Source organism: Roseomonas sp. CAU 1739, from assembly GCF_039839775.1.
Taxonomy (GTDB): Bacteria; Pseudomonadota; Alphaproteobacteria; order Acetobacterales; family Acetobacteraceae; genus Neoroseomonas.
In genome coordinates this window covers 103,164-129,417 of sequence record NZ_JBDOQQ010000011.1, presented here as the reverse complement: position 1 = coordinate 129,417, position 26,254 = coordinate 103,164, and the positions used below count along the sequence as shown (strand labels likewise).

Here is a 26,254-nt window from a genome sequence, read left to right as displayed (position 1 = left end):
CGCTCGGGCGAACGCATCCGTCCTGGAGCATGCTGCGTTCGCATGCGCTCGCGCCACATGCTCCAGCCCAATGTTTTGAGAGCATCTTCACGCGTCCAGATGAGTCCATCCGAACGCGATCTGCTCTATACGCTGAGCTCCGCCAGGACGATCACCTCGACCTCCGTCCCGGCCGGCACGGCCGGTGCGAAAGGCGGGCGCAGCACCAGCGCATCCGCCCGCGCAAGCGTCGCCAGCATCGACGAATCCTGCGCTGCCGCGGGCGTGACCAGCATCCGCCCATCGCGATCGACGGACAGCGTCGCCCGCAGGTGATCCGCCCGCCGGTCATTCTGCGCCAGCGCCACCTGCGTCACCACGCGCCGCGTCGGCACCGCCGCACCCGGTAGGCCGGACAGCCTGGCGATGGCCGGGATCAGGAACACCACGCCGCAGACCAGCGCGCTGACCGGATTGCCCGGCAGCCCCATCACCGGCGTCCGCCCCAGCCTGCCCCAGATCAGCGGCTTGCCCGGCCGCATGGCGATCTTCCAGAAGCCGAGCGCGAAGCCCTCGCCGCCCAGCGCCTCCTGGATGAGGTCATGGTCCCCCACGCTGGCCCCGCCGGTGGTCACCAGCAGGTCGAAGGCCTGGGCGGTCGCGGCGACCTCGGCGATCGCGCGGGTGTCGTCGGGGGCGATGGGCAGCACCACCGGGTCGCCGCCGGACGCCCGCACCAGCGCGGCCAGCGCATGGGCGTTGGACGATACGATGCCGCCGGGCGGGATCGGGTCGCCGGGCAGGGCGATTTCGTCGCCCGTCGCCAGGATGCCGATGCGCGGCTTGCGATGCACGGCAAGCCACGGGTTGTTCGATGCGGCGGCGAGGCCGATGTCGCGCGCCGTCAGCCGTCGCCCCGCCGGCAGCACCTCGGTGCCCTCGCTGAAATCGAGGCCCCGCCGGCGGATATGCCGGCCGGCCGTGACCGTTTCATTGACGCGCACGGCGTCGCCTGAGGCCGTCGCGTCCTCCTGCAGCAGGATCGCGTCGGCGCCGGCGGGCACGAAGCCGCCGGTGAAGATCCGCACCGCCTGGCCGGGGCCGACGGTCCCGCCGAAGGGCCGCCCGGCCGGGGCCGACCCGATCACCGCCAGGCCCGCGCCCTCGGTGGCATCGGCCGCGCGTACCGCGTAGCCATCCATCGCCGAGACATCCGCCGGCGGCTGCGTCAGCCGCGCAGTGACGCCGCGCGCCAGGACACGCCCCGCGCCTTCGGCCAGCGCTACGGTTTCCGGCGCGGTGGGCGTCAACCCGGCGAGGATACGCGCACGCGCCTCATCGACCGGCAGCAGGTCATCCGCCATGGAACTCGCCCGACTTGCCACCGGCCTTGTGGACCAGGCGGACATCCTCGATCCGCATGCCGCGATCGACGGCCTTGACCATGTCGTAGACGGTCAGCGCGGCGACGGTGACCGCGGTCAGCGCCTCCATCTCGACGCCGGTGCGCCCGTTCAGCGCCACAGTCGCCTCGATGGCGACCGCGTTCTCACCCTCCGGCTCAAGATCGACCGTGACCTTCGAGATCATCAGCGGGTGGCACAGCGGGATCAGCTCCGACGTCTTCTTCGCCGCCATGATGCCGGCGATGCGCGCCACGCCCAGCACGTCCCCCTTGCCGGCGCGACCCTCGCGGATCAGCGCCAACGTGGCCGGTTGCATCACGATCCGCCCGCGCGCGGTCGCTGTGCGCGATGTCTCGTCCTTGGCCGAGACATCGACCATCGCCGCGCGGCCGGCGGCGTCGAAATGGGTCAGCGCCATGGCGATGCGCTCAGCGCGCGTCCACCAGGGTGCGCGCGGCGATGGTCACGTCCGGCTGGCGCATCAGGTGCTCGCCCACCAGGATGCAATGCGCCCCGGCCATCGCCATCCGCCGCACATCGTCCGGCGCGCGGATGCCGCTTTCGGCGACCGGCAGGCGGTCGGCCGGGACCAGCGGGGCCAACGCCTCGGTCAGCGCGATGTCCGTCTGCAGCGTGCGCAGGTCGCGGTTGTTGATGCCGATCAGGCGCGTTTCCAGGCCCAGGGCGCGATCCAGCTCGCGCCGGTCATGCACCTCGGCCAGCACCGCCATGTCGAGCGACCGGGCGATGTCCTCCAACTCGCTGGCGCGTTCGTCGGACAGCGCGGACATGATCAGCAGGATGGCATCCGCGCCCATCGCGCGGGCCTCGAAGACCTGCCAGGGGTGGATCATGAAGTCCTTGCGCAGCACCGGCAGGGAACAGGCGGTCCGCGCCGCTTCCAGATCCTCCCGCCGGCCTTGGAAATACGGCCCGTCGGTCAGGATCGACAGGCACGCCGCGCCGCCGGCCTCATAGGCCCGGGCCAGCGCCGGCGGGTCGAAGGGATCGCGGATCAGCCCGCCCGAGGGCGAGGCGCGCTTGATCTCGGCAATCAGCCCGGTGCGGCCCTCGCCGATGCGATGGCACAGCGCACCGATGAAGTCGCGCAGCTTCGGGGCATGGGCGGCGGCCCGCTCGATCTCGGCCTGGGGGGTGGCGGCCATGCGCTCGGCCACCTCCTTCTCCTTGTCGGCGAGGATGCGGACCAGCACGTCGGGAACCGAGCTTGCCTCGGCAGGGGGGGTGACGATAACGGGCGCGTTCATGCGGCGGCGTCCTTGGGGGGGCAGGCGGCGCGGAGGCGGGTGAGTACGCCAAGAGCCGCGCCATCGTCTATGGCCTTGGCGGCGATGGCCGCACCTTCACGCAGGTCTGCCGTGCGTCCGGCGACGATCAGCGCGGCGGCGGCGTTCAGCACCACCACGTCGCGATAGGCGCCGGGCGCGCCGTTCAGCAGGGCTTCCAGTGCGACGGCGTTCTGCGCCGGATCGCCGCCCTTCAGCGCCGTGGCGGGCGCACGGGGCAGGCCGGCATCCTCGGGTGAGATGGTGAATTCGCGCAGGCTGCCATCGGGTTCGAGCGCCACCACCTGGCTTTCGCCGGCCAGCGTCAGTTCATCGAGCCCCTGGCCATGCACCAGCCAGGCGCGCTCGCTGCCCAGCCGGCCCAGCGCCTCGGCCATCGGGCGCAGCCATTCGGGGGCGAAGGCGCCGGTCATCTGTCGCTTCACCCCGGCGGGATTGGCCATCGGCCCCAGCAGGTTGAAGATGGTCCGCGTGCCCAGTTCCACCCGCGGCCCGGCGGCATGGCGCATGGATGCGTGGTGGCGCGGCGCCATCAGGAAGACCATGCCGGCCTCCGCCAGCACCGCGGGCAGGCGATCGATCGGCACATCGAGCGAAATGCCCAGTGCGGAGATCGCATCCGCCGCGCCGGATTTGGACGACAGCGCGCGATTGCCATGCTTAGCGACCGGCACGCCGCAACCGGCGACGACCATGGCCGTCGCGGTCGAGATGTTGAGCGTTCCCGCCGCATCCCCGCCGGTGCCGACGATGTCCATCGCGTCGGGCGGTGCGGCGATCGCCACCATGCGGGCGCGCATCGCCCGCACGGCGCCGGTCATCTCCGCCACCGTCTCGCCGCGCACGCGCATCGCCATCAGCAGGCCGGCGATCTGCGCGGGGGTGGCCTCGCCGGCCATGATGATGCCGAAGGCTTCCTCGGCCTCGGCTTCCGCGAGGCGCTCGGCATTGGCCAATCGCGCCAGGATCGGTTTGAGCGACATCCGGTCAGGCCGCGGCAGGGGCGGCCATGCGGGCACCGGCAAGCGTCAGGAAGTTGCGCAGCAGGTCGTGACCATGGGCGGAGGCGATGCTTTCGGGATGGAACTGCACGCCCGAGATCGGCAACTCCCGGTGCTTCAGCCCCATGGCGATGCCGTCCTCCGTCCAGGCGGTGACCTCGAGGCAGTCCGGCATGGTCGCGCGGTCGACGATCAGCGAGTGATACCGCGTGGCGGCAAACGGGGAGGGGATGCCGGCGAAGACGTCCCGCCCATCGTGATGGACCTGCCAGACCTTGCCATGGACGGGTTCGGGCGCGCGCACCACCTGGCCGCCGAATGCTTGCCCGATGGCCTGGTGGCCCAGGCAGACGCCAAGCACCGGGAGCCTCACCTCGGCGGCGAGGCTGATCAGCGGCAGGCAGATGCCGGCTTCGTTCGGCGTGCAGGGGCCTGGGGACAGGACCACCGCCTCCGGCTTCATGGCGAGCACCCCCTGCGGATCGATCGCGTCGTTCCGCCGCACTTCCACCTGGGCCCCGAGGTCACCCAGGAAATGGAAGAGGTTGAAGGTGAAGCTGTCGTAGTTGTCGATCAGGAGGATCATGGGCGGATCGTTGGCCCCGCTGGCCGCCGAAATCAAGTCGGGTGGTGCGTGGAAGCCCCGGCGCCTTCGTTCCAAGGCGGGATCGCCTGGCGTGACAGCCGGTTTCGCCGCCGCGCCGCAGCGCCCGACCGCGACCGGCAGCCCTGCTCAACGCACCAGTCGCCTGAGGGTCGAGCACCAACGGGTCGAGGCAATGCCTCGATCCGGGAGCGCGCCGCGACACTGCCCAGACCGACAACCCCGTTCGCCGCGCCAGTCCAGGGCACGAAGTCCAGCGGCCCGGATGGGTCGCGCCCGCCGCCTGAGGGGCGCGCCAAAACGCCGACGATCGCCACGGGCGATCGTCGGGATCAGCGCACGTCGCCCATGAAGGTCGCGACCTGCCGCTCCAGCGGCGCGGCTTCCAACCCCGGGCGCAGGCGCAGCAGATGCAGCGTCCCGGTGCTTGCCTCGGTTTCCCAGGCTTCGAAGATCGGTCCGTAATGGGGGCGCTCGGGCCCGACATCGTGCAGCAGCATCGCCGGCGGCGTCAGGTCGGGCCGGCGCGCCACCTCCCACGCGATGGCCAGGGCACAGGCGACGCGGAAACGCCCATCGACCAGGACCAGGCCCGGCCAGGCGCCTTCGGCGCGCAGCGCCTCCAGCGGCGTGTCGATATAGGGGGCCCAGCTTGCGGCATTGCCGCCCTTGGGCCGGCCCCACGGGCCGGTGGGCCCGACATCGCCATGCAGGATGGTCAGCCGCCCCCCGGCCTCGGCGGCCTGCACTTCGGGATCGGCCTTGGCCTCGGCGATCCAGGCCTGGTCGCTTTCGACCGAGATGATGCGGCGCGCGGTGGACTGCAGCGCCGCGCGCGTAGACCCGCCGAGGCCCCATTCCAGGTAGCAGTCGAGCGGGCGGGCAAGGGCGGTTCGGAAGGCCTCGGCCTCGGCGGATGTCATGGCCAGCCGGCCGAAGACCGGCTTTTGCGGTGGCTTGGCGGTGGCCGCCGGCGCGGCCGGGCCGGAGGCACGCCAGCCCGGTGGCAGCGGCAGCGTCGCCAGGGTTTCCGCCTTGGCCATGCGAATGCCGCGCGCCTCGCGCAGGGCGATCCAGGCGGCGCGACGCTCCTCGGGGGGCTGCAGGCGGTCGATCTCGCGGAAGCGCCCGGGCTTGGTCCCGGTCTGGGGGTTGCAGGCGGTGATCGCGTCCATCACCGCGAAGCGGCCCGACCAGGCGGCGCCGAGTTCATGGGCGAACCACCAGTCGATGCCCCAGCCGACCAGGCTGCCATCATAGGCGGCGAGGAAGGTTTCCAGCTTGTCCCGGCGGAACAGCGGGCAGGTCACCTCGACGAAACTGGTCAGGCGGATCTGGTTGCGCGTCTCCGCCACCCTGGTCACCGGCCAGGACACGCGGCTGGCGGCGACAAAGGCGGGCTGGCTCACCCAGAGATCATAGGCGGCCGCCAGGGCGAACAGGCGCGGGATGTCCGCCGGGTCGATCTGCACGTCGTCATCGGGCACCCAGACGTGGCTGTAGGCGGACAGGTCGATCTCGCCGGCCTGAACCAGGGCGTGCAGGTTCTGCATCTTGCCGCCCTTGATGCGCCAGGCGCGGGTCGCGACCTCGCGCAATTCGGCGAATCGCGTATCGTCGTCGCCGTAGAAGGCAACGAGCAGGTCGAAGGTCCGATCACCGCCGGGTGGCAGCCAGTGCCGGACGGCATTGCGGTCCCCGGCGCTGGTGAAGACGCAATGTCGCTGCACGCACGGACCTTACAGGAGGAAATGATGGCATCGGCATATTCGGGCGGAATGCGACCGACCACAACGGGCGGGGCTGGCGCGGCGGTGCTGCGGGCGTTTGGCCTCGCTGGACTGCTCGCGCTGGCCAGCCCGCTGCCGGCGCGTGCGGCGGACCTGCCGGACCGCCCGGTGCGCATCATCGTGCCCTTTACCCCCGGCGGGTCGAGCGACATCGTCGCCCGCGTGCTGGCCGAAGCCGCGTCCGCTCATCTGCCACGCGGCGCGGTGGTGGAAAACCGCGGCGGCGCCGGCGGCAACATCGGCATGGCCGAGGCGGCGCGCAGCGCGGCGGACGGCTCCACCCTGGTGCAATGCGCCTTCGGCCCCTGCGGCGCCAATCCCGCGCTCTACGCCAATCCGGGCTACGACCTGCTCAACGACTTCGCCCCCGTCATCCTGACCGGGGCGGTGCGCAACGTGATGACGGTGCGGCGCGACCTGCCGGCGCAAAACGTCCAGGAATTCATCGCCCTGGCGCGACGGCAGCCTCTCACCTTCGCGTCATCCGGCGTCGGCGCGTCGAACCACCTGGGCCCCGAGCTGCTGCGTTCCATCACAGGCATCGAGATGACGCATGTCCCCTATCGCGGATCGGGCCCGGCGATCACCGACCTCGTCGCCGGCCGTGTCGATGTGTTCTTCGACAACCTGCCGTCGATCCTGCCGCATATCCGCGGCGGCTCGGTGCGCGCGCTCGCCGCCGTCAGCGACAGCCGCATCCCCGAATTGCCGGATGTCCCGACCTTCGCCGAACAGGGCGTGCAGGGCATGGCGATCGATTCATGGTTCGGCTTCATGGCGCCTGCGCGCACGCCGCCGGCCGCCATCGCCGCGCTGAACGCCGCCTTCGGCCGCGCGCTTCAGGACCCGGCTGTGCGCGCCCGCATGGCTGAACTGGGGGCGACGCCGCTGGGTGGCACGCCCGACCAGATGGGCACCCATGTCCGCGCCGAGGCCGCCCGCTGGGCCGAGGTTGTCCGCAAGCAGGGAATCCGCGCCGAATGAGCCGCATCACATCCATCCGCACCATCCGCATCGGCGAACGCCCCAACCTGATCTGGGCGGAGGTCACCACCGACGAAGGCCTGACCGGCCTGGGCGAGGCCTTCCGCGGTGCGGCGGCGGTCGAGGCGGTGATTCACGAAAGCGTGGCGCCGATGCTGATCGGCCGCGATTCCCGCGACATCGAGCCGATCTCCCGCGCGCTTCTCACGCCCTATGTCGGCTTCGGCGGATCATCCGCCGAGGTGCGCGCGGCGTCGGCCATCGACATCGCGCTGTGGGACCTCAAGGGCCAGCGCCATGGCGTGCCGGTGCATGAGGCGATGGGTGGCAGGTCGCGCGACAAGGTCCGCAGCTACAACACCTGTGCCGGCTACGACTACAACACGAAGTCCGCGCAGCGGCGCGACATCGGCGCGGCGGATGAAGCGCGCGGGCCGTATGACGACCAGGTCGCCTTCATGCGCGACGCCGGGGTGCTGGCCGAAAGCCTTCTGTCAGAAGGCTTCAACGCGATGAAGATCTGGCCGTTCGACATCTACGCCCCGGCGACGCAGGGCGTGTCGATCACGTTGTCGGATCTCAAGAAGGGGCTGGAGCCCTTCGCCAAGATCCGCCGCGCGGTGGGCGACCGCATGGAGATCATGGCGGAACTGCACTCGCTGTGGTCCTACCCGGCGGCGCTGTCGATCTGCCGGGCGCTCGAGGACTTCAACATCACCTGGGCGGAAGATCCGATCGCGAAGATGGACGACGTGGCCTCGCTCGCCGAACTGCGTCGCGCCGTGCGCACCCCGATCTGCGCGAGCGAGACGCTGGGCGGCAAGGTCGCTTTTCGCGACCTGCTGGTGGCCGGGGCGACGGATATCGTCATGCTGGATCTCGCCTGGTGCGGCGGGCTGACCGAGGCGCGCAAGATCGCCGCGCTCGCGGAAGCCTGGGCGCGGCCGGTCGCACCCCATGACTGCACCGGCCCGATCACGCTGATCGCGTCCGTGCACCTCGCGATGCACGCCCCCACCGCGATGTTCCAGGAAGTGGTGCGGGCGACACTGGCAACCTGGTATCGCGACCTGGTGACGGTGCTGCCGCGCGTCGAACAGGGCTGGGTTCTGCCGATGGCAGGGCCGGGGCTGGGGGCGAAGCTGCTGCCGGACGTGGCGCAGCGGGAAGACGCCATACTGCGCGTGACCGGCATGTGAATGCGATGGGGGACCATGGGATACGGCGCGGTCACTACCTCTCACCGGGCCGCGGCGCGGCGGCATGGATCGGGGTGCGATCAGCCGCGCCGCAATCCGGCCGGAGGGGAGCCGCTTGATCTACGTCTCGTTTCCCCGAACTCCTGATGACTATCTCCAGGATTGCCGGTGGCATGCCCAGCTGTCGCATCATGTCTATCATGGGCTGCGGTCGCGGTTCGGCCGGCTGGGCGTCGAGTTCGTTGGCTGGGACAGCGATATTCCGGCTGGTCCGACGGACCTTGTCGTCACCTGCCTGCCGAACCGCAACTATCGGTCCGGCGCGCGCATCATCGGCGTCGAGAATGACACCCTGATTCCGGAGCGTTGGACGCAGGCCACCGCCGATATCCATGGGCTCACGGTGCAGGTGGACGACATCGCCGCGCTCCACTCGCTGGTCGACAACGCAGTCGGCCTGATCGTCATGACGAATGACGTGGCGCTGGGCCGCCTCCGGGCGAATGAGGCGCGGGCAGCGTCACATGCCGCTTGGCTGTCGCGGGCCTGCAACGGCAACATTGGCTACACGCCGCACCCGATCGACCATCAGCGCTTCCGCAGGATCCCGAAGCTGTTCCTGAACCGCAAGCGGTTGTGGAATTCGCAGCAGCACCGGATGATGGTCTACCATGCCGGCTGGAGAAAGAACTCGGCCGAGGCCATCACCATTCTCGAGGGCCTGGGCCTGGTCCGCGATCAGCACTTCGACGTCGTCGATACCGTCGACAAGAACGACCCGCAGGCCATGGCCGCGCTGGTCGAGAGGTACAACGTCATCTTCTCGGGCTCCTTCTCGGAATCCGGCCCGATCAACATGATCGAGTATCTGGTGCAGGGCTTCGTCATCGCCGGCCACGAGGAATGGTGGGGTGGCTACGGCTTCGTGGAATCGGTGTGGTCTTACGATCCCGCCCTGCGCGACGAGATGACGCGTCGCATGGCCTGGCTGATGAACCCGCGGAATGTCGGTCAGATGCAGCAACACAGGGACCGGATCCTGCAGCACTTCCTGACGCGCGACGACATGAGGTGGGAGACCTTCCTCGAACGGCTTGGCACGATCATCCGCCACGCCCTGTGACAGTGCCGGCGCGGGGAAGCGCCGGTCCACCGGCCTGCCTTCAATGGCCTGGAATGCCGGGCAGCGGGTCCAATGCCGCTGGCAGCGGCGCATCCATCACGGCCCGGGCCGCCGACGTCACACGGCCGGCGGCAGATTCCCGGTTCGGATCAGCAGCGCCGCCCGTCCCGCCGCCGCCTGCCAATCCGCCGTCCCGTCCGGGCAGCGTACCAGCCGCATGGAAGGGTACCACACCGGCACATCCGCCGCGTTCAGCCAGCGCCAATCCATATGCCGCCCATGGGTCAGCATCAGCACCGGCCGACCGAGCGCGCCGGCCAGATGCAGCACCGCGGTATCGACGGTGACGACCAGGTCCAGAGCCTCGATCGCCGCTGCCGTGTCGAGGAACCAATCCGGCCCGCCATCCAGTTCCGGTCCCAGCCGGTCAAGCGGGAAGGGGGCTTGCTGGTCCTCCCCGGGTCCCTTCTGCAAGGCGAACAGCCGCACGCCGGGAATCGCCGCGATCGGCGCGAAGGCGGCCAGCGGCGCCGACCGGTTCGCATCGACCGGCGCGGCCGGATTGCCCTGCCAGACGATGCCGATGCGCAACCCGTGCTCGCCGATGCGCGCGCGCATCCGCGCGCGGCGTTCGCGGTCCACCGCCAGATAGGGCACCCGTCCGCGATACTGTTGCGGCGTCAGCCCCAGCGCCCGCGGCAGGTTCAGCAGAGGCAGCCATGCGGTCACCCCGGCGACGGTGCCCGGCGTGCCGCTGGATCGCAGGTCCAACCCCTCGGTCACCGGCGCCAGCAGCCTGTGCAGCCGTGGGTCGAGCACCGCATGCACCCGGATGCCCCGCGCCACCAGCAGCGGCAGGTAGCGCGCAAACTGGATGGTGTCGCCAAGGCCCTGTTCGCCCATCACCAGTATCGCCTCGGGCCGGCCGTCGCCGCGCCAGATCGGCATCGGCAGCGGGCCATCCGGACCTGGACGGGTCACCCGCGGGAAGGCGGAGGGCAGCAGGTCGAAGCGGACCTCGTAGGCGTCCCACGCCTCGTTCCACAGCCCGGCCTGGAACAGGGCGCGGGCGAGGGCGGCGCGCACCGCCGCATCGCCCGGCGCCATGGTTGACAGGCTGCGCAGCGCCGCCGCCGCCTCCAGCGCCTGGCCGCGGAAGCGTGCTTCCTCGATCAGCGACAGCAGCGCGGCGAGGTCAGGCGTTGCCGCCACGCGGCACACGTTCAAGCATTGCCGCGCTCCCGCCGTCCGGCGGCGAAGCGCACCGCTTCCTCCGCCGCGCGGAACAGCGCGCGCGCCTTCTGCTTCGTCTCCTCGTATTCCGACTTCGGGTCGGAATCGGCGACCACGCCCGCACCGGCCTGGACGTGCATCACGCCGTCCTTCACCAGCGCCGTGCGCAGCGCGATGCAGGTATCCATGCCGCCATCGGCACCGAAATACCCGATCCCGCCGGCGTAGAGCCCGCGTCGCGATGGCTCCAGTTCCTCGATGATCTCCATCGCCCGGATCTTCGGCGCGCCGGTCAGCGTGCCCGCCGGGAAGCCGGCGCAATAGGCATCGAGCGCATCGAGCCCGTCGCGCAGCCGCCCCTGCACCTCCGACCCGATATGCATGACCTGCGAATAGCGTTCGATCTGGAACTGCGCCGTCACCTTCACCGACCCTATGGCGGCCACCCGGCCCACATCGTTGCGGCCGAGGTCGAGCAGCATCAGATGCTCCGCCCGTTCCTTCGGATCGGCGAGCAACTCGATCTCCAACGCGCGGTCTTCCTCCGGCGTCGCGCCGCGGCGGCGCGTGCCGGCGAGCGGGCGGACGGTCACCGTGTTGTCGCGGCAGCGCACCAGGATCTCGGGGCTCGCGGCGACCACCGAGAAACCGCCGAAATCCCCGAACACCAGGAAGGGCGCGGGATTTATCCGGCGCAAGGCGCGGTACAGCGAGAAGGGCGGCAGCGCGAAGGGCACCGAGAAGCGCTGCGCCGGCACCACCTGGAACACGTCGCCGGCGCGGATGTATTCCTTCGCGCGCTCGACTGCGGCGATGTAGCCGGCCTCGGTGAAGTTGCTCTCGGGTTCGCCGAGCCGCGGCAATACCGCTGGCGGTGCCGCGCGCGGCACCGGGCGGTCGAGCGCCGCTTCCGCCTCATCCAGCCGTGCCTCGGCCGCTTCCAGCGCCGCACCGGGTTCGCCGCCCGGCCAGACCGGCGCGCACAGCGTCAGCGTGTCCCGCACATGGTCGAACACCGCCATCAGCGTGGGCCGCGTCAGCACCGCATCGGGAATGCCGAGCACGTCAGGGTTGGTCTCGGGCAGCTTCTCGATCAGCCGCACCATGTCGTAGCCGAGATAGCCGAACAGCCCCGCCGCCATCGGCGGCAGCCCCGGCGGCACCGGCATGCGCGCCGCCGCGATTACGCGGCGCAGGCTGTCCATCGCCGGGCCGGCTTCGGGCTCGAAAGCATGCGGCGCCGACAACGCGTGGCGGTTGATCTCGGCCTTGCCGCCGCGGCAGCGCCACACCAGGTCCGGCGCCAGGCCGATGCCGGAATACCGACCGCGCGCGGCCCCGCCTTCGATCGATTCCAGCAGGAAGGCATTGGCCTGCGCCCCGCCGGTCAGCTTCAGGAAGGCGCCGACCGGCGTGTCGAGGTCGGCCACCCGTTCCCGCACCAGCACCGTACCATGCCCGGCTTCCAGCGCCGCGCGCGCCTGTGCCAAGGACGTTCCGCTCATCGCCCGGTCACCTGTTCCAGCATCTGGGTGTTCACCCGCACATTCGACCGCGCCCGCAGCGCCGCGGCGAATTGCTGTTCGAGTTCTTCCTGCATGGATTGCTCGATCTCGGTCCGCACCCGCCCGAGTGCTGCCGCGTCGCTCGCCGGGTCGAAGGGGACGATACCGGTCACCTGCGCCACGGCGAAACCATCGCGCGTCTCGGCCATGGTCGCCTCGCCCCGCTTCGTCTCGAACAGCGGCGCGATGAGCTCCTGCGGCACGGTTCCGGCCAGCGCCGGGTCGCGGGTGAAGGGGCCCATCGCCTCGCCGGTCAGCCCGGCCTCGGCCGCCGCTTCGGCCAGCGTCTTGCCGCCACGCACCGCGGCCAGCAGACCGGCGGCCTTCTCCTCGGCCGCGCGCCGGCGCGCATCGGCGACATAGGCGGTGCGCAGCGCATCCTCCACGCTCTCGAACGGCCGCAGCGCGGGCGGCACCACGCCGCGAACCTCGATGGCGACGAAGGCGTCGCCCATCTCGGTCATGCGCGGCGCATCGCCCTGCCGCGCGGCGAAGACCGCGCGCAGCAGGTCGGCGCGCTGCGCCTCGGCGATCGGCAGCGCCACCACCGCATTGGCCTGGTCGCGCCCATTGGCATCTAGTGTCGCGGCCACGATCGGCAGGGAGAACCGCGTGCCCACCTCGGCCAGCGAGGCACCGCCGGCCAACGCATCCTCGACCCGGTTGGCACGCTCATAGGCGACGTCGAGGGCGCGATCATGCGCCACCTCGCGCCGCAGCTGGTCGCGCACCTCGGCGAGGCTGCGCTGCGTCGCCGGCTCCACCCGCGCAACCTTCAGCACATGCCAGCCGAAGGCGCTGCGCACCGGATCTGTCACCGCGCCCGGCTCGGCCGAGAAAGCGGCCGCCGCGACATCGGCGATCGGCAGCGCCGCCCGGTCCAGCAGCCCGAGATCGGCCGCCCCGCCATCGGCCGCCCGCGCCTGCGCCTCGATCGCCGCAAGATCCGCCCCGCCGCGCCACGCCTCGGCGATCGCGCGCGCGGCCGCCTCATTCGGCACCACGGCCTGTTCCAGCGCGCGCCGCTCGGGGGTCCCGAAGGCGGCGCGCCGCGCCTCATAGGCCTGCTCCAGATCGGCATCGCTCACCGCGACCTCGCCGGCCAGCGTCTCGGGCGAGAGCACCAGCACCGATGCCTCCCGGTATTCGGGCGAGGAGAAGCGCGCCGCGTTGTTCTCCTGATACCGCCGCAACTGCGTCTCGGTCGGCGCCTCCGGCTCGGGCATGTCGGCACGGGCAACCCGCACCACCTCGGCCGTTCGGCGCTGCAGCGCCCAGGCGAGCAGCGGCCCGGTCATCGCATCGGGGCCTGCCGAGCCCGCCCGGACGGCGCCGAGCAACTGCTGGCGCAGCACGTCATCGGCCACGATCTGCAGGAACTGTCCCTCGGACAGTTCATTGCCGCGCAGGAAACTGTCGAACACCTGGCGGGAGAAGCTGCCATCCAGCCCGCGCAGGCCGGGAATGGCGAATACCGAATCGCGCACCACATCGGCCGGCGCGACGATGCCCATGCGCTGGGCTTCCTGGCGCAGCACGCGTTCGCCGATCAGGCGTTCTAGGGCCGTGGCGCCCACCGCGCGGCGGATATTGTCATCCGGTTCGAAGCGGTTGCCGAGCTGCCGGGCAATCCGCGCCATCTCCCGCCGCGCGGCCATCTGGGCCTCGGGCAATTCGATCGCGCTGTCGCCCACGCGCACCACGGCGCTGTCGCGGCCGAAATTGCGCACGACATCCTCGATCCCCCAGATGGCGAAGGACGCAACGAGGAGCAGGAAGAGAAGCCTGGCGAACCAGGTGCCGGCGAGGCGGCGCATTGCGGTCAGCATGGGGCGCGTGCTTAGCCGGGGTGGGGGCGGGACGGAAGGGGCGGCGGCGAGGATCGGCCCCGGACCGCCGGCCATCGGCCCCCACCACCCTATGCAACGCGGCGTCGAGGGCGCAGCCAGGCCCGCGCGGGCGGACGCCGGCCAGGCTAGGTCGATGCCCGGCCGGGGCGATGTGCGGCCCGCCCGCCCGCTTTGGCGAGGCCTAACCGGGCCGCGCCTGTACGCGCCCCCGGCGCGTGCTCGAACGCATTGCCGTACCGGCGCGGCCCTGCGTCCTGTTACGGTCCCCCCGGATGCAATCCGCCCTACGGCTTCAGCCGATACCCCGTGCGGAACATCCACCACAGGATGCGCAGGCAGATCGCCATGAAGCCCGCCATGAAGGCGAGGCTCGCCGCCACGCTGACATCCCCCACCCCGTGGAAGCTCCAGCGGAAGCCGCTGACCAGGTAGACCACCGGGTTGAACAGGCTGATCGTCCGCCAGGGCTGCGCCAGCATGTCGATCGAGTAGAAGGCGCCGCCCAGAAAGGTCAGCGGCGTCATCACCAGGGAGGGGATGATCGCGAGCTGCTCGAAGCTCCTGGCCCAGATGCCGATGATGAAGCCGAACAGGCTGAAGGCGACCGAGGTGATCACCAGGAAGGCCAGCATCCAGAACGGATGGCGAATCTGGAGATCCACGAAGAAGGTCGCCGTCAGCAGGATGATCAACCCGATGCCGACCGATTTGGTCGCGGCGGCCCCGACATAGGCGATCACCGCCTCGAAGGCGGAAAGCGGTGCGGACAGGATCTCGAACAGCGTACCGGTGAATTTCGGGAAGTAGATGGCGATCGACGCGTTCGAGATGCTCTGCGTCAGGATGGTCAGCATCATCAGCCCGGGCACGATGAAGGCGCCGTAATCCACCCCGCCCATCTGCTGCATGTGCGACCCGATCGCCGCGCCGAACACGACGAAATACAGCGCCGTGGTGATCACCGGCGTGGCGATGCTCTGCCACACGGTCCGCCAGGCGCGCTGCATCTCGGTGCGATAGATCGCCCACATCCCGTGGTGATTGATCCCGCGCATCAGCCGCGCTCCACCAGGCTGACGAAGATCTCCTCCAGCGAACTGCGCGTGGTTTCCAGATCCGTGATGTCGATACCGAGCTCGCCGAGACGCTTGAGCAATGCGGGGATGCCGGTGCCTTCCGCATGGGCGTCGAAGGTATACAGCAGCCGGTGCCCCTCGGCCTGCAGCTCCAGCGGCCAGGCCTGGAGCTCCGCCGGGATCGCCGCCAAGGGGTGCTGCAGCACCAGCATCAGTCGGCGCTTGCCCATCTTCTCCATCAGCGCCGCGGTATCCTCGACCAGCAGGATGCGCCCCTTGTCGATGACGCCGACGCGGTCCGCCATCTCCTCCGCCTCCTCGATGTAATGGGTGGTCAGCACGATGGTCACGCCGCGGTCGCGCAGCTTGCGCACCAGCGCCCACATGTCGCGGCGCAGGTTCACGTCGACGCCCGCGGTCGGTTCGTCGAGGAACAGCAGGTCGGGCTCGTGGCTCAGCGCCTTGGCGATCATGACCCGCCGCTTCATGCCGCCCGACAGCTCGATGGTCTTGCTGTGGCGCTTGTCCCACAGAGACAGGTCGCGCAGCAGCTGCTCGAGATAGGCGGGATCGGGTGCGCGGCCGAACAGGCCGCGGCTGAACTGCACCGTGTTCCAGACGGTTGCAAAGATATCGAGCGCGATCTCCTGCGGCACGAGGCCGATGGCGGACCGCGTCGCGCGGAAATCAGTCACGATGTCATGACCGGCGACGCGCACCGTGCCCGCGGACATGGTGACGGTCCCGCAGACGATGCTGATCAGCGTCGTCTTGCCGGCCCCGTTCGGGCCGAGCAGGGCGAAGATTTCCCCCCGCCTGACCTCCAGATCGACGCCCCCCAGCGCGGTCAGGCCCGTCTCATAGTGCTTTTCGACACCGGAAATGGAAAGGATTGCCGACATTGCCTCTGCTCTGATGGCCACCTCGCGCCATGGCTGGCCGGCGCACGAATGCGGCGGCATGGCTGGGCGGCGGCGATTTCGATGATGCGTCCCGCGCGGTCGATCCTGGCTGAACGAGGCCGGGCGGGCAGGCGATCCTGCCCATGCCGCAAACGCGACCTGCCCTGATGTGATGCGGCGTCCGCCCGGCGCAAGGATCGCCTGGTCGCGATTGCCCGCCGTGCCGGCCCTGCGGCGTCCCACCCCCATGGACAGTCCCGCCCCCCGCCGCTAACCGCAATCCTCGCAAGCAAGGGGGAGACATCGCCGTGACGCCAGGACTGCGCCCGCTGATCGCCGGGAACTGGAAGATGCACGGTTCGCTGCGCGCCTCCGTCGCACTGGCCGAATCCGTCCGCGCCGGCGCCGACGATCTCGCCGCCGAACTCCTGGTCTGCCCGCCCTTTCCCTATATCCAGGCCGTGGCGATGAGCCTGCTCGGCCAGCCTGTCGCGGTCGGCGCCCAGGACTGCCACCCGGCGGTCCAGGGGGCCCATACCGGCGACGTCGCCGCGCCGATGCTGCGCGACTGCGGCGCCACCCATGTCATCCTCGGCCATTCCGAACGCCGCGCCGGCCACGGCGAAACCGACGTGGTGGTGAAGGCCAAGGGCGCCGCCGCCATCGCCGCCGGCCTGACGCCCGTCATCTGCGTCGGCGAAACCCTTGCCCAGCGCGAGGCCGGGCAGGCGGAAGCGGTGGTCCGCGCCCAGGTCGCCGGCAGCCTGCCGGACGGCTTCGCCGAGGCCGGCGGCATCGTCGCCTATGAACCCGTCTGGGCCATCGGCACCGGCAAGACGCCCACCGAGGCCGACATCGCCGCCATTCACGCCGCCCTGCGCCAGGCAGTCGGGCCGGACACGCGCCTGCTTTACGGCGGCTCGGTCAAGCCGGCCAACGCGGCGGCGATCCTCGCCTTGCCGCATGTCGACGGCGCCCTGGTGGGGGGTGCGAGCCTCATCGCCGAGGATTTCCTGGCCATCGCCCGCGCGGCGGGGTAGCCCCCCGGCCCGCCCTTGCTGTAGAAGCGCGCCACCATGACCACCGTCCTGCTCGTCCTCCACCTGTTCGTCACCCTGACCCTGATCGGCCTCGTGCTGCTCCAGCGCAGCGAGGGCGGGGGCCTGGGCATCGGCTCCTCCCAGGGGATGGGCTCCTTCATGGGCGGGCGCGGCACGGCGAACCTGCTGACGCGTGGCACCGCCATCATGGGCACCGCCTTCTTCGTGCTGGCGCTGGCCCTGGCGCTGCTGAACCGCGGTTCGTCGATGCAGTCGCGCTCGATTCTCGATTCGCCGCCCGCGACCAGCGCCCCGGCCGCACCCGCGGTTCCCGCGCTGCCGGCCGTGCCGAACAACTAAGCCAGTCTTTTCAACCACGTCCCGCCGCGTGGCCGCCCTGCGCAAACCGCAGGTAGCGGGACCGCGCGCGGCTTGTTATGGAGGCCGCCCATGGCCCGGTTCGTATTCATCACCGGCGGCGTGGTCTCCTCGCTTGGCAAGGGTATCGCTTCCGCCTCCCTCGGCGCGTTGCTCCAGGCACGCGGCTACAAGGTGCGGCTCCGCAAGCTGGACCCCTACCTCAACTACGATCCGGGGACGATGTCCCCGTATCAGCACGGCGAGGTCTACGTCACCGACGACGGTGCCGAGACCGACCTCGACCTCGGTCACTACGAACGCTTCACCGGAGTCGCGGCGCGCAAGCCCGACAACTGGACCACGGGGCGCATCTATTCGGATGTGATCGCGGCGGAGCGGCGCGGGGACTATCTCGGCGGCACCGTGCAGGTCATTCCGCACATCACCGACAAGATCAAGGAAGTCATCCAGGCCGAGACCGACGGCTATGACTTCATCCTGGTCGAGATCGGCGGCACCGTCGGCGACATCGAAAGCCTGCCCTTCCTCGAAGCCATGCGTCAGCTGGCCAATGAACTCGGCCCGCAGCGCAGCCTGTTCATGCACCTCACGCTGGTGCCCTACATCGCCTCGGCGGGCGAATTGAAGACCAAGCCGACCCAGCACAGCGTGAAGGAACTGCTCGGCCTGGGCATCCAGCCCCAGATCCTGCTCTGCCGCTCCGACCGCCCGATCCCGGAGAATGAACGCCGCAAGATTGCGCTGTTCTGCAACGTCCGGCCCGAAAGCGTCATCCCCGCCCTCGATGCCAAGACCATCTACGAGGTGCCGCTGAAGTACCACGCGGAAGGCCTCGACCAGGAAGTGCTTCGCCTGTTCGGCATGTCCGCCTATGGCGAGCCCGACATGTCGCGCTGGGAACGCATCGTCCATGCGGTGAAGGAACCGGAAGGCGAGGTCACCATCGCCGTCGTCGGCAAGTACACCAACCTGCTCGATGCTTATAAGTCGCTGGCGGAAGCCCTGACCCATGGCGGCATCGCCCACAACGTGAAGGTCAATCTCGACTGGGTGGACAGCCAGATCTTCGAGAATGACAGCGCCGCCGTCACCCGGCTGGAGAAGGTGAACGGCATCCTCGTGCCCGGCGGCTTCGGCGAGCGCGGCTCGGAAGGCAAGATCGAAGCCGTCCGCTTCGCCCGCGAGCGCAAGATCCCGTTCTTCGGCATCTGCTTCGGCATGCAGATGGCGGTGATCGAGGCGGCGCGGAATCTGCTCGACATCAAGGGCGCGTCTTCCACCGAATTCGGCCCCTGCCCGGAACCCGTGGTCGGCCTGCTGACCGAATGGCTGCGCGGCAACGAGATCGAGAAGCGGGCCGCGGCCGGCGACCTCGGGGGCACCATGCGCCTCGGCGCCTATCCGGCGGTGCTCGGCGACGGATCCCTGGTGCGGGCCGTCTATGACGGAGCCGGCACCATCGAGGAACGCCACCGCCACCGCTACGAGGTGAACGTCGCCTACAAGGACCGGCTGGAAAGCGCCGGGCTGCGCTTCTCCGGGATGTCGCCCGACGGGGTGCTGCCGGAGATCGTGGAATATCCCGACCATCCCTGGTTCATCGGGGTGCAGTACCACCCGGAACTGAAGTCGAAGCCGTTCGACCCGCATCCACTGTTCGCGGGGTTCGTCGGGGCGGCGGTGAAGCAGGCGCGGTTGGTCTGAACATGGCCAGGAGGGGCGCCGCCCCTCCCGGACCCTCCCCGCCAGGGGGCAGCGGCCCCCTGGACCGCGAAGACCTGGCGCGGACCGGTTTTCGCTTGCCGACCAGCCCGACGATGGGCTGTAGGAAGAATGTCAGGGCGCCTTGCACCGAATGGCGGCAAGTGACACCCGAATACAGGGCTGAAATCCAGTGTGGCGCGGCGAACCCCGGCGCGGCCAGCGCATCCGGAGCACACCATGCGTCACGTCACCATCGGCCCCGTCACCATCGGCAATGACCTTCCGCTGGTCTTCATCTCGGGCCCCTGCCAGATCGAAAGCCGCGCCCACGCGCTGGAAACCGCCGCCGCCCTCGCCGAGATGGCCAAGGCAGCCGGCGTGCCGATGATCTACAAATCATCGTTCGACAAGGCTAACCGCACCTCGGTCAGCGCTGCGCGCGGCATCGGCATGGCCGAAGGCCTCGCCATCCTTGCCGAGGTCCGTGAGCGCACCGGCCTGCCCACCCTGACCGACGTGCACCTGCCCGACCATTGCGCCCCGGCCGCCGAGGCGGTGGACGTCCTGCAGATCCCGGCCTTCCTGTGCCGTCAGACCGACCTGTTGCTCGCCGCCGGTGAAACCGGCCGCGCGATCAACGTGAAGAAGGGCCAGTTCCTCGCCCCGTGGGACATGAAGAACGTCGCTGCGAAGATCGCCAGCACGGGCAACGAGAACATCCTGCTCTGTGAGCGCGGCGCGTCCTTCGGCTACAACACGCTGGTCGCCGACATGCGCTCCCTGCCCATCATGGCTGGGACTGGCTACCCCGTGGTGATGGACGCGACCCACGCCGTGCAGCAGCCGGGCGGGCAGGGGACCTCCTCGGGCGGCCAGCGCGAATACGCCCCGGTGCTCGCCCGTGCCGCCGTCGCCGTCGGCGTCGCCGCCGTGTTCATCGAGACGCATGAGGACCCGGACCACGCGCCGAGCGATGGCCCGAACATGATCCCGCTGCGCCAGATGCCGGCGTTGATCGCCCGCCTCAAGGCCTTCGACGCCTTGGCCAAGGCCGGCTGACCGTCGTGCGGCGGCTCGGCCTGGGGGCCATGGCAGCCTCGGTGCCGCTGCTCGGGCTGTCCCTGGCCGGCCTGGGGCCGGGCGAGGGCGGTGTCGTCACCGGCATCTTCGGCACCGCGCTGGCCCTTGCCGCTGGTTCAACCGGCAGTGATGGCGGCGTCGATGGCGTCGATGGCGTCGATGGCGGCGATGACGGCGGTGGCGAATGACGCGCCCGCCTGGCCTGCCGCCGATGCCGCGCCGACCGGTGCCGGCCGCGATCCTGGTGGTCGCCCTGGCGGCGATCCTCTGGTTTTCCCTGCCCGCCGCCCTTCGGCTGATGCAGGCCTCCGGCTGGCAGTGGGAGATCGTGCTGGCGGCGGTGGGTGCACATGCCTTGGTGCTCGGCGGCCTCGGTTGGATCGCCTGGCTGTTCTGGGCCGCCCGCCGGCCCGGCGATGGCGGCTGACGACGCACGCGCGGGACACCCACAGCAGCGTCCGCTGCCGGCCTGGCCCCCTCGGCAGCGCATCGGGTTGGTTGTGACTGGGCTCAGAACGGCCATGGCGGCCGCCGCGCTCCGTACGCGAACCCGGCGCCGACTCCCGCAAGCCTGCGCTTGAAGTCCGCCATGGTCGGCGGCGGTTCACGATCGTGGCCGGGCACATAAAACAATCCTTCACCCACTTGCTGCGACGCTGCGGGGTTCATGGCGCAAACCGGGGCCGGCATGCGGATCAGCTATCGCGCGGACGGCACGCCCGTGCCGGTCTACGAGCCCGGTGATTTCGTGCGCCTCCTGCACGATGACCCGGGCCCCCTACCAATGGCGTTTGCCGGGGAGTGGGATTGCGTACTGCGCAATCGCGGCGTGGAAGGTCTCGATATCCGCCTCGCCGGCCATTCGCGGCCGCGCACCAGCGACCTGCCCGACGTCACCGGCGTGCCCGCGCGGCTGGTCCTGCCCTGCGACCGCGCCGGGCTGAGCCTTGGGCTGCAGCGTGACCTGCGGCGCGTGGCCCGCGCCTAGGGCAGGGTCCGCTCGCCTTCGCTCACGCCGCCTGCTCCATGCCTTCGTTGGGTCGTGTGATTCCACCTGATCGGTATCCGCGCGTGTGCCAGCGGCACGAGCCCTCAACCCGAGCCGAGGCTGCTGCCGCGTCGCGCCGGAGTACCGGTTGCGGCGGGGCGCCAAAGCGTCCGGAGGTGTGCGATCGGTGTTCGAGGATCAGGCAGACCGGAGATCAGGGCACGCGCCTGGCGACCCCGGTGTAAGCAATTCCTTCACCGATTGCCCGCAGACTGTCGAGGCGTGGATCGCCATCCATTCACCCCGGTGATCCGCCGCAGCGTTCTGGCTGAATGTCCGTGCGGGTGGATCCATCCGCGTGGTCCTGGACGCCCCCGCACCCATGCCGCCGGGAGGACCGATGCGAATTACGTATCAGCTCGATGGCACGCCGGTGCCGCGCTTCGAGCCTGGCGACATGGTACGTCTGGTGCGTGACGAGCCAGGCCCCATGGTCACCGCCCATGCCGGTGATTGGGGCGAGGTGATGCGCAACCATGGCGCAGGCGGCCTCGATATCCGGCTTGCCGGGTTTTCGCGTCCGCGCAACGCGCCCATGCCCATCGCGACCGCCGTGCCCGCCAGCTACGTCTCGCCCTGCGACCGCAATGGCGTCCGCCTGCGCCTCCAGCGCGATCTCGCCCGCCGCACCGAACTCATCTGACGGCCGCATCTGCGGCGCGCTGGCCGGGATGTGCCGGCCAGCGGCGCGCGGCGCGACGTGCCGTTCCTGCTGCTACCTATGTTCCCAGTTCGAACCCCGAACTGACGGCGCGCTGCAGGTCGTTCACCGAGGCCGCGAAATTCTCGCGCCGCGCGATGTTGGTCCCGACCAGCGTGCGCATCCGCGCCGCATCCCCGGCGCCCGCGACGGCCGGCATGGCGATCGCGCGGGTCTGGGAGGCAGGAATCGCGAAGGCTGAAGCCGGCGCATAGCCCAGCGGCTGGCCGGCCGGGGTTTGCACGGCGACGAAGGCCTCGTTGCGGGTCGGCACGATCTGCACGGCCTCGCGCGCGGGCACCTCTGCCACCGGCGCGGCCGAGGGCAGTGGCGCGGCCTGCAGCGGCACGGGGCGGGTCACGCGGGCGGTGACGGGGGCTGGCCGGGGCGCGGCCGCGGTCTGTGCGTCGGGAGCCACGGCAGCGACACCCGTGCCGATCTCGGTCGCGCGCGCCTGGATGCGCTGTTCGATCTGGCGGCTCTGCGCGAGGTCGCGCTCGGCCTGCTGGCGCATCGCGGCAAGGCGCGCTTCGGCCACCTGGCGCTGGATCTCGCCGGCGCGGGCGGCCTCCTGCACCCGGCGGGCCTCGCGCAGACGGCAATCGGTAACGCTGTCCAATGCCTGCTGCGACTGCGCGATGCCGTTGTTCTCCTGATCGATGTCCGTCGCAACGGTGGCGGCAAGGGCATCCGCATTGCCGGCCGCACGGCGCTGGCGATCCTCGAGATAGCTGGTGGCGGTGACGGCGGCGGCGGCGGAACTGGCCGCCCAGACCAGGCCGCCGATGATGCCCGGCCGGGTGCCAAGGATGCCGCCGGCGCCGATCACGGCGGCCCCGGCGACGATCGGCGCGGCGAAGAAGGCGGCGGAGCGGTCGAACTGCTCGACCTGCGGGCGACACGCATCGGTGCCGTCATCGGCGGCGAGGGTGTTGCCACCAGGCTGGGCGGCGCAGGCACTCACCATCAATGCGCAGGCCAGGGTCGCCGGAATGTGGAGCCGCACGGGCCGTGGGCCGGGGAACGGTTTGGACAAGACAGGATCCTCCGGTGACTGGTCCAGAACGATACACCCGCGCTTTTGAGACGACCAAACGCAGAAACAGCGGTGTCCGCGGTCCCTGAACGCAAGGATCGGACTGTGGTTGCCGCTGTTCGACCCAAGGTTGGCATGCCGGCGTCAGGCGGTGCCGTGCGCCAGCGCATCCCGCAAGCGGATCGCAGCATCTGGCGGCGCTTTTTCGGGCGACGATGATGCGCGGCGTGGCGCGCCCGCGCCCAGTTCCCCTCAGGCATGATCGGACACGTCCGCGCAAGCATCGCCATGTCTCGGCGCCGCGGAAGCCTTGCCGGCCGCCGATCCCGACCCTGCAAGCCCACCTTGGGCCATGCGCTTGGCGCCATCGGTCGCGCACGGTCTTCGACAGGGCGGGCCCGACGTCTGACGTGCTAGATCATCTGCCCGCGCAGGAAGCCCAGTGCCGGCAGCGGGGTCCATTTCCGCGGCAGGTCGGACCGGCGGATCGGCGCCACGGAATAATGCGGGACTGGCTGCTTCGCGCGTACCAGCCAATCGGCATAGGCCTTGACCTGCTGGTCGCGCCAGGCGCGGTCATCCAGCGCCTGGGCGCGGGACCGGAATACCTCCGCCACACGGCTGCGCCGCCCTACCGTCGCCACGACGGCCCAGAGCGTGTCGTCATCCCCGGCACGGACATTCACCAGGATCCCCACGGGTATGACGGTGGCAAATCCGGCCTGCGCGGGTCAAGCACCCCGGCCGGCGGTCAGGCGGCGGCGGCCGGCAGGCCAATCCGCTCCAGCGGGCCGAATTCGCGTTCGAGCAGCGGCTTCACCGCGCCCTGCCAGGCCGCGATCGACCGCAGCGCGGTCGCCGGCGCCATGTTCGCAACCTGGGCCTGCAGCAGGTAGTGGCAGGGATTCGCCGCGCGAATCTCGGCGGCCATACGGGATGCGACGGTCGCGGCGTCACCGACCAGCATGTGCGATCCCATCTCCTCGAGGCTCGGCTCGCCCTCCCAGGTCTTCTCGACCAGCATGCCGCCATCCATCTCCTGCTCGCGTCGGCGAAGGGACTGGGACAGGCGGATCTGCCAGCGGACATTCTCGAGGAATTCCATCGCCTCGGCGCGATCGTCGGTGACGCAGAAGGGGCGCATCGCACCAAAGCGCAGCGTGTCGGGCGTGCGGCCGGCGGCGGCGCGGATCGCCTCGAATCGTGCGCGCGCAGTCGCGAGCATCGCGGGCGTGAAGTGGCGTGGCGTGACCATCACCACGCAATCGCGCTCGGCGGCATAGCGATGGAGGTCGGGATTGTCTCCGGCGACGTAGATGTCCGGCAGGCCGCGCACCGGGCGCGGGGCGATGTGCGCCGTCGGCATGCTGTAGTGCGCGCCCTGGTGGGCGAAGGTTTCGGCGCCGAAGGCCGTCTCCATCATGCCCATCACTTCCAGCAGCCGGGCCGGGGCTTCCGCCAGGTCCTGGCCGAAGCGTTCGAATTCGAAGGGCTGGTAGCCGGAGCCGATGCCGAGGACGAGCCGCCCATGGGTCAGCGAATCGATCATGCCGATCTCGGCGATCAGCCGCGACGGGTGGTACAGCGGCACGATCACCACGCCGGAGCCGAGCCGGATGCGCGAGGTTTCGCCGGCCATGCGCGCCACCATCATCAGGGGCGACGGACAGACGCAGTAGTTGCTGAAGTGATGTTCTGCGAACCAGGCGATGGCGAAGCCGGCCTGCTCGGCGGCCTTCACCTGCGCGACGGCGTCATCGTAGATCGCGGCAGTCGGCGTGCCGCGCGTGCGATAGCCCATGAGGCAGAACAGGCCGACATCCATTGGTTGGTTTCCTTGGCTTCCCTGGGGGCATGGTTCCCGCGAAGGCAGCCGCCCGCAAGGGCGCCTGGTTTGCCCGTCGGCTGACAGGACCGGCGCCTTGGCTCGCCTTACCCGCCGGCAAGGTGTGCACCTTCGTGCGGGCACGGCTGCATCGCACTGCCAATCAGGTGGCGGGTCGTGCAGGGCTAACGAGCCGTCTGATCGGCCGCAAATTGCCGGAGGGCCCGCCGCGCGTTTGCCATGAAGACCTCGGCCTCCGACACGTCTACCGCGAAAAATGAGAAGTTTGCGTCTACTCGATCTGGCACGAGCCGTAGTCGCGCCGAGCATGTCAGCCGGCCGCGGGCATGGTCGAGGAATGGACTATCTGCTGGCTGTGGCCGCGGCGTCTCACAGGTCAGCGCGGCGACGGTATTGTCGCCCTCGACCCATGCGCGCGTCAAAAAGATGCGCTGTCCTCCAAGGTAAGGGTTCCGCTGCCAGTGGGGAGCCGGGCCCGCCGTCGGGGCGTCGTAACGCGAACTGTCATCCGACCAACGCAACGGCCGCCGAACCTGAACGTTCGTGACGCGCTCACAGAGCGGTTCCGAGCGCTGCAACCGACACCGCGACATGGCCTCGACGAAGCTCGCTGGATCGCCTGATAGATCGAGATAAAAATCGCCGAGCCGGGTTTCGCCAACAGGGACGTTGTTCCAGGCGTAGGGGCCAAGGTTTGCGATGGGCACCTGCAAGACTGCCGTGCCGATCCTGACGGGAACGAGCATCGCAGGATCGAGCGGCTGGTCTCGCCAGCCTCCGTCGACGTTCCGATCCCGCGCGCAAACGTGGAGGTAGGCCCCACTGTCAGTTCCGTCCGGCGGATGGCTCGGCAAGCGGTTGAGCAGGATCGTTTCCGGAGATACGCCCCGGGACAGCAGCAGCCCGCGCACCCGCTGGCCATTCAGCGTCGCAACAGCTTCAAGGTCTCGGATGTTGTTTTCACGTTCGGCGGGCGAATAAGTCCCAGTGATTGTCACCGCGCCGGTCCGCCGTCCGACAGCAGCCGCTGTGTCCAGAATTTGGTCAGCGCTTAGATCGGGTTCGCCCGATCCGGACGGGAGAACGACGCGGAACCCGCACTCCGAGATCCGTTGGGACGTCCTCGCTCCTGGCTGCGCGACGGCGCAGGAGGTCCCAAGCACCGCGCCAAAAATCAGCGCAAATGCGGACGCGCGTGCGTGTTGCGGGGAATGCGACATATCCCTCATGTCCAACAGAGTGCTGAACAGGATCGCTCGGGGGCGGCCGGACTGTCCATTGGCACCGTGCGCCCGCACAGGACCGCCGACCGCCATCACCATTCACGTTAGCCACCACCAGCGCCATCCGCGACTGGTCACAGCGCGCGCCGCCCGCCTCGCACAGCCGCGCGCCAGTGC

Annotated in this window: 26 protein-coding genes; 11 read left to right on the top strand and 15 right to left on the bottom strand. The window is 70.0% G+C overall.

What is annotated here, in order from left to right:
- Positions 1-125: 125 nt before the first annotated feature.
- From glp to AAFN86_RS18205, 6 genes are all read right to left on the bottom strand, one after another.
- On the bottom strand, positions 126-1,331 hold the full coding sequence (glp, locus tag AAFN86_RS18230; RefSeq protein ID WP_347544942.1) for a gephyrin-like molybdotransferase Glp: 1,206 nt from the start codon (positions 1,329-1,331) through the stop codon (positions 126-128).
- 1 nt (position 1,332) lies between these two features.
- On the bottom strand, positions 1,333-1,803 hold the full coding sequence (moaC, locus tag AAFN86_RS18225; RefSeq protein WP_347544852.1) for a cyclic pyranopterin monophosphate synthase MoaC: 471 nt from the start codon (positions 1,801-1,803) through the stop codon (positions 1,333-1,335).
- Between the two features lie 10 nt (positions 1,804-1,813).
- Positions 1,814-2,653, bottom strand: coding sequence for an indole-3-glycerol phosphate synthase TrpC (gene trpC, locus AAFN86_RS18220; RefSeq protein ID WP_347544851.1), 840 nt, complete (start codon positions 2,651-2,653; stop codon positions 1,814-1,816).
- Positions 2,650-3,675: an anthranilate phosphoribosyltransferase gene (gene trpD, locus AAFN86_RS18215; RefSeq protein ID WP_347544849.1), complete on the bottom strand. Its 1,026-nt coding sequence runs from the start codon at positions 3,673-3,675 to the stop codon at positions 2,650-2,652. The genes trpC and trpD overlap by 4 nt, the downstream gene beginning before the upstream one ends.
- A 4-nt stretch (positions 3,676-3,679) precedes the next feature.
- Positions 3,680-4,279 (bottom strand): aminodeoxychorismate/anthranilate synthase component II, encoded by a 600-nt coding sequence (locus AAFN86_RS18210; RefSeq protein WP_347544848.1) that lies wholly within the window; start codon positions 4,277-4,279, stop codon positions 3,680-3,682.
- A 350-nt stretch (positions 4,280-4,629) separates the two neighbouring features.
- Positions 4,630-6,027 carry a hypothetical protein gene (locus tag AAFN86_RS18205; protein ID WP_347544847.1) on the bottom strand — a complete coding sequence of 466 codons (1,398 nt, stop codon included), beginning with the start codon at positions 6,025-6,027 and terminating at the stop codon, positions 4,630-4,632.
- Positions 6,028-6,075: 48 nt separating this feature from the next.
- Here AAFN86_RS18205 and AAFN86_RS18200 point away from each other — a divergent pair, with 48 nt between their 5' ends.
- The 3 genes from AAFN86_RS18200 to AAFN86_RS18190 all read left to right on the top strand — a co-directional run bounded on the left by AAFN86_RS18200 (position 6,076) and on the right by AAFN86_RS18190 (position 9,393).
- Positions 6,076-7,071, top strand: coding sequence for a tripartite tricarboxylate transporter substrate binding protein (locus AAFN86_RS18200; RefSeq protein ID WP_347544846.1), 996 nt, complete (start codon positions 6,076-6,078; stop codon positions 7,069-7,071).
- Positions 7,068-8,270, top strand: coding sequence for a mandelate racemase/muconate lactonizing enzyme family protein (locus AAFN86_RS18195; protein ID WP_347544844.1), 1,203 nt, complete (start codon positions 7,068-7,070; stop codon positions 8,268-8,270). The genes AAFN86_RS18200 and AAFN86_RS18195 overlap by 4 nt, the downstream gene beginning before the upstream one ends.
- Positions 8,271-8,385: 115 nt before the next feature.
- A complete protein-coding gene (locus tag AAFN86_RS18190; RefSeq protein ID WP_347544842.1) occupies positions 8,386-9,393 on the top strand; it encodes a hypothetical protein in 1,008 nt (335 codons plus the stop codon).
- Between the two features lie 117 nt (positions 9,394-9,510).
- On the opposite strand, the gene AAFN86_RS18185 is transcribed toward AAFN86_RS18190, so the two are convergent.
- From AAFN86_RS18185 to AAFN86_RS18165, 5 genes are all read right to left on the bottom strand, one after another.
- Positions 9,511-10,605, bottom strand: coding sequence for a glycosyltransferase family 9 protein (locus tag AAFN86_RS18185; RefSeq protein ID WP_347544841.1), 1,095 nt, complete (start codon positions 10,603-10,605; stop codon positions 9,511-9,513).
- 11 nt (positions 10,606-10,616) lie between these two features.
- Positions 10,617-12,131 carry an anthranilate synthase component I gene (trpE, locus tag AAFN86_RS18180; RefSeq protein ID WP_347544840.1) on the bottom strand — a complete coding sequence of 505 codons (1,515 nt, stop codon included), beginning with the start codon at positions 12,129-12,131 and terminating at the stop codon, positions 10,617-10,619.
- Positions 12,128-14,020, bottom strand: coding sequence for a peptidyl-prolyl cis-trans isomerase (locus AAFN86_RS18175; RefSeq protein WP_347544839.1), 1,893 nt, complete (start codon positions 14,018-14,020; stop codon positions 12,128-12,130). Before AAFN86_RS18175 ends, trpE begins: the two co-directional genes overlap by 4 nt.
- Before the next feature lie 305 nt (positions 14,021-14,325).
- Positions 14,326-15,096, bottom strand: coding sequence for an ABC transporter permease (locus AAFN86_RS18170; protein WP_347544838.1), 771 nt, complete (start codon positions 15,094-15,096; stop codon positions 14,326-14,328).
- The gene (locus tag AAFN86_RS18165) at positions 15,096-16,019 is read right to left on the bottom strand and encodes an ABC transporter ATP-binding protein (RefSeq protein ID WP_347544837.1); all 924 of its coding nucleotides are present in this window, start codon (positions 16,017-16,019) and stop codon (positions 15,096-15,098) included. The genes AAFN86_RS18170 and AAFN86_RS18165 overlap by 1 nt, the downstream gene beginning before the upstream one ends.
- 320 nt (positions 16,020-16,339) lie before the next feature.
- Here AAFN86_RS18165 and tpiA point away from each other — a divergent pair, with 320 nt between their 5' ends.
- From tpiA to AAFN86_RS18125, 8 genes are all read left to right on the top strand, one after another.
- Positions 16,340-17,059 carry a triose-phosphate isomerase gene (tpiA, locus tag AAFN86_RS18160; RefSeq protein WP_347544941.1) on the top strand — a complete coding sequence of 240 codons (720 nt, stop codon included), beginning with the start codon at positions 16,340-16,342 and terminating at the stop codon, positions 17,057-17,059.
- A 36-nt stretch (positions 17,060-17,095) separates the two neighbouring features.
- The gene (secG, locus tag AAFN86_RS18155; protein ID WP_347544835.1) at positions 17,096-17,419 is read left to right on the top strand and encodes a preprotein translocase subunit SecG; all 324 of its coding nucleotides are present in this window, start codon (positions 17,096-17,098) and stop codon (positions 17,417-17,419) included.
- Positions 17,420-17,509: 90 nt separating this feature from the next.
- Positions 17,510-19,144: a CTP synthase gene (locus AAFN86_RS18150; RefSeq protein ID WP_347544834.1), complete on the top strand. Its 1,635-nt coding sequence runs from the start codon at positions 17,510-17,512 to the stop codon at positions 19,142-19,144.
- 237 nt (positions 19,145-19,381) lie between these two features.
- A complete protein-coding gene (gene kdsA, locus AAFN86_RS18145) occupies positions 19,382-20,203 on the top strand; it encodes a 3-deoxy-8-phosphooctulonate synthase (RefSeq protein ID WP_347544833.1) in 822 nt (273 codons plus the stop codon).
- A gap of 5 nt (positions 20,204-20,208) precedes the next feature.
- On the top strand, positions 20,209-20,412 hold the full coding sequence (locus AAFN86_RS18140) for a hypothetical protein (RefSeq protein ID WP_347544832.1): 204 nt from the start codon (positions 20,209-20,211) through the stop codon (positions 20,410-20,412).
- Positions 20,409-20,651 carry a hypothetical protein gene (locus AAFN86_RS18135; RefSeq protein ID WP_347544831.1) on the top strand — a complete coding sequence of 81 codons (243 nt, stop codon included), beginning with the start codon at positions 20,409-20,411 and terminating at the stop codon, positions 20,649-20,651. The genes AAFN86_RS18140 and AAFN86_RS18135 overlap by 4 nt, the downstream gene beginning before the upstream one ends.
- Before the next feature lie 261 nt (positions 20,652-20,912).
- Positions 20,913-21,212 (top strand): hypothetical protein, encoded by a 300-nt coding sequence (locus AAFN86_RS18130; RefSeq protein WP_347544830.1) that lies wholly within the window; start codon positions 20,913-20,915, stop codon positions 21,210-21,212.
- A 400-nt stretch (positions 21,213-21,612) separates the two neighbouring features.
- Positions 21,613-21,915: a hypothetical protein gene (locus tag AAFN86_RS18125; protein ID WP_347544829.1), complete on the top strand. Its 303-nt coding sequence runs from the start codon at positions 21,613-21,615 to the stop codon at positions 21,913-21,915.
- Positions 21,916-21,991: 76 nt separating this feature from the next.
- Here the strand turns inward: AAFN86_RS18125 and AAFN86_RS18120 are convergent, their stop codons facing one another.
- The 4 genes from AAFN86_RS18120 to AAFN86_RS18105 form a co-directional block, all read right to left on the bottom strand.
- On the bottom strand, positions 21,992-23,008 hold the full coding sequence (locus AAFN86_RS18120; RefSeq protein ID WP_347544827.1) for a hypothetical protein: 1,017 nt from the start codon (positions 23,006-23,008) through the stop codon (positions 21,992-21,994).
- Between the two features lie 413 nt (positions 23,009-23,421).
- The gene (locus AAFN86_RS18115; protein ID WP_347544826.1) at positions 23,422-23,694 is read right to left on the bottom strand and encodes a hypothetical protein; all 273 of its coding nucleotides are present in this window, start codon (positions 23,692-23,694) and stop codon (positions 23,422-23,424) included.
- Between the two features lie 65 nt (positions 23,695-23,759).
- A complete protein-coding gene (locus AAFN86_RS18110) occupies positions 23,760-24,833 on the bottom strand; it encodes an LLM class flavin-dependent oxidoreductase (protein ID WP_347544825.1) in 1,074 nt (357 codons plus the stop codon).
- Positions 24,834-25,018: 185 nt separating this feature from the next.
- A complete protein-coding gene (locus AAFN86_RS18105; protein WP_347544824.1) occupies positions 25,019-25,852 on the bottom strand; it encodes a hypothetical protein in 834 nt (277 codons plus the stop codon).
- Between the last annotated feature and the right edge of the window lie 402 nt (positions 25,853-26,254).

Excerpts from the sequence above, each read along its gene's own strand:
- AAFN86_RS18170 (WP_347544838.1), bottom strand. The coding sequence starts at position 15,096 with ATGCGCGGGATCAATCACCACGGGATGTGGGCGATCTATCGCACCGAG.
- AAFN86_RS18130 (WP_347544830.1), top strand. The coding sequence starts at position 20,913 with ATGCGGATCAGCTATCGCGCGGACGGCACGCCCGTGCCGGTCTACGAG.
- moaC (WP_347544852.1), bottom strand. The coding sequence starts at position 1,803 with ATGGCGCTGACCCATTTCGACGCCGCCGGCCGCGCGGCGATGGTCGAT.
- secG (WP_347544835.1), top strand. The coding sequence starts at position 17,096 with ATGACCACCGTCCTGCTCGTCCTCCACCTGTTCGTCACCCTGACCCTG.
- AAFN86_RS18125 (WP_347544829.1), top strand. The coding sequence starts at position 21,613 with ATGCGAATTACGTATCAGCTCGATGGCACGCCGGTGCCGCGCTTCGAG.
- AAFN86_RS18175 (WP_347544839.1), bottom strand. The coding sequence starts at position 14,020 with ATGCTGACCGCAATGCGCCGCCTCGCCGGCACCTGGTTCGCCAGGCTT.
- AAFN86_RS18135 (WP_347544831.1), top strand. The coding sequence starts at position 20,409 with ATGACGCGCCCGCCTGGCCTGCCGCCGATGCCGCGCCGACCGGTGCCG.
- AAFN86_RS18110 (WP_347544825.1), bottom strand. The coding sequence starts at position 24,833 with ATGGATGTCGGCCTGTTCTGCCTCATGGGCTATCGCACGCGCGGCACG.
- AAFN86_RS18200 (WP_347544846.1), top strand. The coding sequence starts at position 6,076 with ATGCGACCGACCACAACGGGCGGGGCTGGCGCGGCGGTGCTGCGGGCG.
- kdsA (WP_347544833.1), top strand. The coding sequence starts at position 19,382 with ATGCGTCACGTCACCATCGGCCCCGTCACCATCGGCAATGACCTTCCG.
- trpE (WP_347544840.1), bottom strand. The coding sequence starts at position 12,131 with ATGAGCGGAACGTCCTTGGCACAGGCGCGCGCGGCGCTGGAAGCCGGG.
- AAFN86_RS18165 (WP_347544837.1), bottom strand. The coding sequence starts at position 16,019 with ATGTCGGCAATCCTTTCCATTTCCGGTGTCGAAAAGCACTATGAGACG.
- AAFN86_RS18150 (WP_347544834.1), top strand. The coding sequence starts at position 17,510 with ATGGCCCGGTTCGTATTCATCACCGGCGGCGTGGTCTCCTCGCTTGGC.
- AAFN86_RS18195 (WP_347544844.1), top strand. The coding sequence starts at position 7,068 with ATGAGCCGCATCACATCCATCCGCACCATCCGCATCGGCGAACGCCCC.
- trpD (WP_347544849.1), bottom strand. The coding sequence starts at position 3,675 with ATGTCGCTCAAACCGATCCTGGCGCGATTGGCCAATGCCGAGCGCCTC.
- AAFN86_RS18210 (WP_347544848.1), bottom strand. The coding sequence starts at position 4,279 with ATGATCCTCCTGATCGACAACTACGACAGCTTCACCTTCAACCTCTTC.
- trpC (WP_347544851.1), bottom strand. The coding sequence starts at position 2,653 with ATGAACGCGCCCGTTATCGTCACCCCCCCTGCCGAGGCAAGCTCGGTT.